Below are 5,688 nucleotides of genomic sequence, written 5' to 3' on the forward strand. Positions count from 1 at the left end.
AAGCGCGCGAGCTCGCGGTCGATCAGCATCACCGGCGGCGAGGCGTGCCCCACCGGCGACACCCCGCCGATGGTGAAGCCGGTGGCCGCCTTGACGAAGTCGGCATCGGCGCGGCCCACCGGGCCGGTGAGCGCGGCCACCTTCTCCACGTCCACACGCAGGTCGCCCGAGGTCACGACCAGCACGGCCACGCCGTCCTGCTTGCGCTTGAAGACCACGCTCTTGGCGATCTGGCCGAGCTGCACACCCAGGGCATCGGCCGCTTCTTGCGCGGTGCGTGCGGTGACGTCGAGGAACACCGGCGCGTGGGGATGGCCCAGCGTGGCGAGCACTTCGCTCACGCGCTTGAACCCTTCAGGCCGGATGGTGATGTCGTCAGCGCTCATGCGTTCGCCTTCTCACGTTTGGCCAGCAGGGCCTTGCCCACGCGCGAGGCCGGTGGGCGGCCGATCACGCCGGAGATGAAGGCACCGGCATCGACCAGCTTGTCGATGTCGATGCCCGTGCTGATGCCCAGGCCATTGAGCATGAAGAGCACGTCTTCTGTCGCCACATTGCCCGTTGCACCCTTGGCGTACGGGCAGCCGCCCAGGCCCGCCACGCTCGCATCGAAGCTGTGGATGCCCAGCTCCAGGCAGGCGTAGATGTTGGACAGCGCCTGGCCGTAGGTGTCGTGGAAATGGCCGCTCACTTCGACCAGCGGGTAGTGCTTCAACGCGCGCTCCATCGCGAGCTGCACCTTGCGCGGCGTGCCCACGCCGATGGTGTCGGCCACGCCGCAGTGGTCGACGCCGATGGCCTTCATCAGCTTCACCACGTGCTCCACTTCATCGGCGCTCACGTCGCCCTGGTAGGGGCAACCGAGCGCGCACGAGATGGCACCGCGCACCTTGATGCCGTGCTCGTGCGCCGCCGCCACCACCGGCGCGAAGCGCTCGAAGCTCTCGGCGATGCTGCAGTTGATGTTGCGCTGGCTGAAGGCCTCGGTCGCCGCGCCGAACACCACGATCTCGTCGGGCTTGTCGCGCAGCGCTGCCTCCAGGCCTTTCATGTTGGGCGTGAGCACGGAGTAGCGCACGCCGGCGCGGCGTTCGATGCCAGCCATCACTTGCGCGTTGTCGGCCATCTGCGGCACCCACTTGGGGCTCACGTAGCTCGTGACCTCGATCTCGCGCAGGCCGGCGTCTTGCAAGCGGTGCACCAACTCGATCTTGTGCACCGCGTCGACGGCCTGCTTCTCGTTCTGCAAGCCGTCGCGCGGGCCGACGTCGACCAGCGTCACGTGGGCAGGAAATGACGCAAAAGACATGACTTATTCCTCACTATCGTTGACTGAAGTCACAGACCCCCCTTGTTAGGGATGTGCGCCCTCCGAGCCGAGGTTGAAGATACCTGAACTGCCTGGAGTTTCACGTGTCCACTCCCGTTCAACTGCGCATCGCCACCCGCATCCATTTCATCCTCAAGCGGGATCTCGGTGAGGGCATCAACGTGGCGGCGATGCTGAGCGATGCGAACGAAGCACGCGAAGTGCTGTTCGTCTGCCAGGCCTCGGGCAATGCCGAGTTGGTGTCGCTGGCGCGGCAGTTCATCAACGCCGGCAAGCTGGCCAAGCCCGCCTCCACCAAGAGCGAAGCACCGCAAGACGCCGCCTGGGCGCGCAACACCTCGGGCTTTGGCGTCACCTCGCAGAACAGCGAGCTGCCCGTGCCCGAAGAAAGCAGCTGGCGCAGCGCCACCCAGTGGCTGCGCCGTGGCGCGAGCCGCATCGCGCGCTGAGCGCGTTCAGCCCGCCTTGAGGCGCAGCAGCTCGCCACCTTCGGCCACCTGATCACCGGGCGCGTACAAGAGCGCCTCCACCGTGCCGTCGCGCGGCGAGGTGATGGTGTGCTCCATCTTCATCGCCTCCATCACCGCGAGCGCCTGGCCTTGCTTGATGGCCTGCCCCGGCTGCGCGAGGAAGGCGATCACCTTGCCCGGCATCGGCGCCGTGAGCCGGCCTCCATCGGCCGCGCCTTCACCCGCATGGGCCAGCACGTCGACCTCGTTCACCGTGGCCGAGCCCTCGGCCGCAAACACGCTGACACGCTCGCCGACGGCATAGACCGAGAGCACCACGCGGCGCTCACCGAGCTGCACGTCGTGGCGGCCCTCATGCCCGTCACCGCGCGCCGTGGCGGCAAACGGCCAGCGCTGCGCGCCGATCACGAGCGTCATCGCGCCGCGGTGTGCGCGCTCCAGCGTCACCACCTGGTGCTTGCCGCCCAGCTCCAGATCGAACTGCCGGCGCGCGCCACCGAACAGGCGCCAGCCATCGCGGCGTGACCACGGGTCGTCGGTCTGCAACGACTGCTCGCTGGCGAGTGCATGCACCACCACACCCGCCGCGGCGATCTCCGCGGCCAAGGGCGCGGCGTTGAACAAGGACTCGCGCTCGCGCTCGATCAGGGCGGTGTCGAGATCGGCCTCGGCGAAGGAGCGGCTGCGTGCCACGCGGCGCAGGAAGGCCACGTTGGTGTGCAGACCCACGATGTGCGTCTGCGCCAGCGCCGCGTCGAGCCGCGCCAGCGCCTGTGCGCGGTCGGCGCCCCAGACGATCAGCTTGGCGATCATCGAGTCGTAGTACGGCGAGATGGCGTCGCCTTCGCGCACGCCCGCATCGACACGCACGTCGCCCCGCTCGAAGCTGGCACTGTCCGGCGTGCGGTAGACCTGCAGCGTGCCGGTGGCCGGCATGAACTGCTTGTCGGGGTTCTCGGCGCAGATGCGTGCCTCGATGGCGTGGCCGTGGATGCGCAGGTCCTCCTGCTTCAGCGGCAGCGGCTCGCCGCTGGCCACGCGCAGTTGCCACTCCACGAGATCCAGGCCGGTGATGGCCTCGGTCACCGGGTGCTCCACCTGCAGGCGCGTGTTCATCTCCATGAAGTAGAAGCGCAAGTCACCGCTGTCGCCCACGGGCTCGGCGATGAACTCCACCGTGCCCGCGCCCACGTAGCCCACGGCCTTGGCGGCGGCGACGGCGGCCTCACCCATCTCGCGGCGGCGCGCTTCGCTCATGCCGGGGGCGGGGGCCTCTTCCAGCACCTTCTGGTGACGGCGCTGCACCGAACAGTCGCGCTCGAAGAGATAGATGCAGTGGCCTTGCGTGTCGCCGAAGACCTGGATCTCGATGTGCCGCGGCCGCTTGACGTAGCGCTCGATCAGCACCGCGTCGTCGCCGAAGCTGTTGATGGCTTCGCGCTTGCACGAGGCCAGCGCCGGCTCGAACTCGCTCGCCGCAGTCACCACCCGCATGCCCTTGCCCCCGCCACCGGCGCTCGCCTTGATGAGCACCGGGTAGCCGATGGCGTCGGCCTCGCGCTTGAGCAGGGCCGGATCCTGGTCGGCGCCGTGGTAGCCCGGCACCAGGGGCACCCCCGCCTTGGCCATCAACCGCTTGCTCTCGGCCTTGAGGCCCATGGCCTGGATGGCCGAGGCCGGCGGGCCGATGAACACCAGGCCCGCGTCGGCGCAGGCCTGGGCGAACTCTTCGTTCTCGCTCAGGAAGCCGTAGCCGGGGTGGATGGCCTGCGCGCCGGTGGCCTGGGCGGCCGCGATGATGCGCTCGCCGCGCAGGTAGCTCTCCTTGGGCGCCGAGGGGCCGATGTGCACGGCCTCGTCGCAGGCCATCACGTGCTTGGCGTTCGCATCGGCATCGGAATACACCGCCACCGTGCGGATGCCGAGCTTGCGCGCCGTCGCGGCCACGCGGCAGGCGATCTCACCTCGGTTGGCAATCAGGATCTTGTTGAACATGTTGAGCTCAGGTAGACGGCCGGGTGCCACCCAGCCAGACGGAGATGCGGCGCGCAAGCGCCCGCAGGAACTTGGCGAAGACCCAGATCAGCGCGGCCATCAGCACCAGGGCGCAGGCCAGCACGCCGAAGAAGACGACCGGGTGCGCCCACGACAGCCACAACATCAGCGGCACCGCGCTGTCGCCCGCGAGCGAGAGGCCGATGTTGCTGAAGGGCTCGGGCGAGGTGTTGGCCGCGGCGCGCGTGGTGGCCTTGGCGACGTGGCTGGTGGCGGCCAGCGCGCCGCCCAGCAGCGCAGCGACCGCGGCGGCCGTCGTGTGATCGGCACCGAACACCGCTGCCGCGAGCGCCGCACCGGCGGGCACGCGGATCAGCGTGTGCAGCACGTCCCACACGGTGTCGAGGCCAGGGATCTTGTCGGCGAAGAACTCGACGAAGAACATCAGTCCGCTCGCGCCCAGCATCAGCGGATGCTGCAGCACTTGCAAGCCCGAGGGCAGATCGACCCAGCCGAGGTAGCCCGCCGCGCCGGTGAGGAACACCACGGCATACAGGCGCAAGCCGCTGGCCCAGCCGAGCCCGGCGGCGATCGCCATCAGTTGCGTGGTGTCGAGGTTCACGTCTCTGGCAGCCAGTTCGGCTTGCGCTTGTTGAGGAAGGACTGCACGCCCTCGCGCCCCTCGTCACTCGCGCGGATGTCGGCAATGCGGCGTGCGGTCTCGGCGCGCAGCTCCGCCGTGATGGACAGACCCGCCACGTCCTGCACCAGCCGCTTGCAAGCCCGCACCGCCATCGGCCCGTTGTCGACCAGTGAGGCGACGACCTCGTCGACCTTGGCGTCCAGCGCGTCGAGCGCGCACACCTCGTGCACGAAGCCAAGCGCCTGCGCCCGCGCGGCGCCAAAGCGCTCGGCCGTCACGAAGTAGCGCCGCGACGCTTGCTCTCCCAAGGCACGAACCACGTACGGGCTGATGGTGCCGGGCAGCAGCCCAAGCTTGGCCTCGCTCAGGCAGAAGGCCGCCACGTCGGCCGCGACCAGCACGTCGCACACCGCCGCCAGGCCCACGCCGCCGGCGTAGCAGTCGCCCTGGATGCGTCCCACCACCGGCACCGGGCAGCTGTAGACGGTCCACAGCATGTCGGCCAGCGCCTGCGCATCGGCGCGGTTCTGCTCCCAGCTGTAGTCGGCCATCGCGCGCATCCACGACAGGTCGGCACCGGCGCAAAAGGCCTTGCCGTGGCCGCCGAGCACGATGGCGCGCAGCGACGCATCGGCGCCGAGTTCGGTGAAGGCACGCGTGAGCTCGGCGATCACCTCGTCGTTGAACGCGTTGCGCACGTCGGGCCGGTTGAGGAAGACGCGGGCCACCGGGCCGCTGCGCTGGATATCAAGCGTGCTCATGTCGCTCCCTTGGGTCACATGCGGAACACGCCGAACTTCGCGTCCGGGATCGGCGCATTGAGGCTCGCACTCAGCCCCAATGCGAGAACGCGGCGCGTGTCGGCGGGGTCGATGAGACCGTCGTCCCACAGCCGCGCGGTGGCGTAGTACGGGTGGGCCTGGGTCTCGAACTGGTCACGCACCGGCTTCTTGAAAGCGGCCTCGTCCTCCGCGCTCCAGCGGCCGCCCTTGGCTTCGATGCCATCGCGGCGCACGGTGGCGAGCACGCTCGCGGCCTGCTCGCCGCCCATCACCGAGATGCGCGCGTTGGGCCACATCCAGAGAAAGCGCGGGTCGTAGGCACGGCCGCACATGCCGTAGTTGCCGGCACCGAAGCTGCCGCCGATGATCACGGTGAACTTGGGCACGTTGGCGGTGGCCACCGCCGTCACCATCTTGGCGCCGTGCTTGGCGATGCCTTCGTTCTCGTACTTCTTGCCCACCATGAAG

7 protein-coding genes are annotated in these 5,688 nt (G+C 69.0%); 1 reads left to right on the plus strand and 6 read right to left on the minus strand.

Translation table 11 applies throughout. The features are described 5' to 3' along the window. A partial coding sequence (locus VFL64_RS05095) for a YbaK/EbsC family protein (RefSeq protein WP_489539303.1) occupies positions 1-386 on the minus strand: 386 nt, incomplete at its 3' end. Beyond that, on the minus strand, positions 383-1,309 hold the full coding sequence (locus VFL64_RS05100) for a hydroxymethylglutaryl-CoA lyase (protein ID WP_489539304.1): 927 nt from the start codon (positions 1,307-1,309) through the stop codon (positions 383-385). The genes VFL64_RS05100 and VFL64_RS05095, both read right to left, overlap by 4 nt. Positions 1,310-1,413: 104 nt before the next feature. Here VFL64_RS05100 and VFL64_RS05105 point away from each other — a divergent pair, with 104 nt between their 5' ends. After that, complete coding sequence (locus VFL64_RS05105) at positions 1,414-1,779, plus strand: hypothetical protein (RefSeq protein WP_489539305.1); 366 nt, start codon at positions 1,414-1,416, stop codon at positions 1,777-1,779. A gap of 6 nt (positions 1,780-1,785) precedes the next feature. On the opposite strand, the gene VFL64_RS05110 is transcribed toward VFL64_RS05105, so the two are convergent. From VFL64_RS05110 to VFL64_RS05125, 4 genes are all read right to left on the minus strand, one after another. Next, on the minus strand, positions 1,786-3,795 hold the full coding sequence (locus VFL64_RS05110) for an acetyl/propionyl/methylcrotonyl-CoA carboxylase subunit alpha (RefSeq protein ID WP_489539306.1): 2,010 nt from the start codon (positions 3,793-3,795) through the stop codon (positions 1,786-1,788). A 7-nt stretch (positions 3,796-3,802) separates the two neighbouring features. Then, positions 3,803-4,393 (minus strand): DUF4126 domain-containing protein, encoded by a 591-nt coding sequence (locus VFL64_RS05115; protein WP_489539309.1) that lies wholly within the window; start codon positions 4,391-4,393, stop codon positions 3,803-3,805. 20 nt (positions 4,394-4,413) lie between these two features. Then, positions 4,414-5,199 (minus strand): enoyl-CoA hydratase/isomerase family protein, encoded by a 786-nt coding sequence (locus VFL64_RS05120; protein WP_489539307.1) that lies wholly within the window; start codon positions 5,197-5,199, stop codon positions 4,414-4,416. A gap of 14 nt (positions 5,200-5,213) precedes the next feature. Then, positions 5,214-5,688, minus strand: a 475-nt coding sequence (locus VFL64_RS05125) for a carboxyl transferase domain-containing protein (protein WP_489539308.1), incomplete at its 5' end; no start/stop codon positions are given.

The sequence above is a fragment of the Rhizobacter sp. genome (assembly GCF_035702065.1).
Taxonomy (GTDB): Bacteria; Pseudomonadota; Gammaproteobacteria; order Burkholderiales; family Burkholderiaceae_C; genus Rhizobacter.

Bases quoted from the DNA above. Each gene is read 5' to 3' on its own strand.
- VFL64_RS05120 (WP_489539307.1), bottom strand. From the start codon at position 5,199: ATGAGCACGCTTGATATCCAGCGCAGCGGCCCGGTGGCCCGCGTCTTC.
- VFL64_RS05100 (WP_489539304.1), bottom strand. From the start codon at position 1,309: ATGTCTTTTGCGTCATTTCCTGCCCACGTGACGCTGGTCGACGTCGGC.
- VFL64_RS05110 (WP_489539306.1), bottom strand. From the start codon at position 3,795: ATGTTCAACAAGATCCTGATTGCCAACCGAGGTGAGATCGCCTGCCGC.
- VFL64_RS05115 (WP_489539309.1), bottom strand. From the start codon at position 4,393: ATGGCGATCGCCGCCGGGCTCGGCTGGGCCAGCGGCTTGCGCCTGTAT.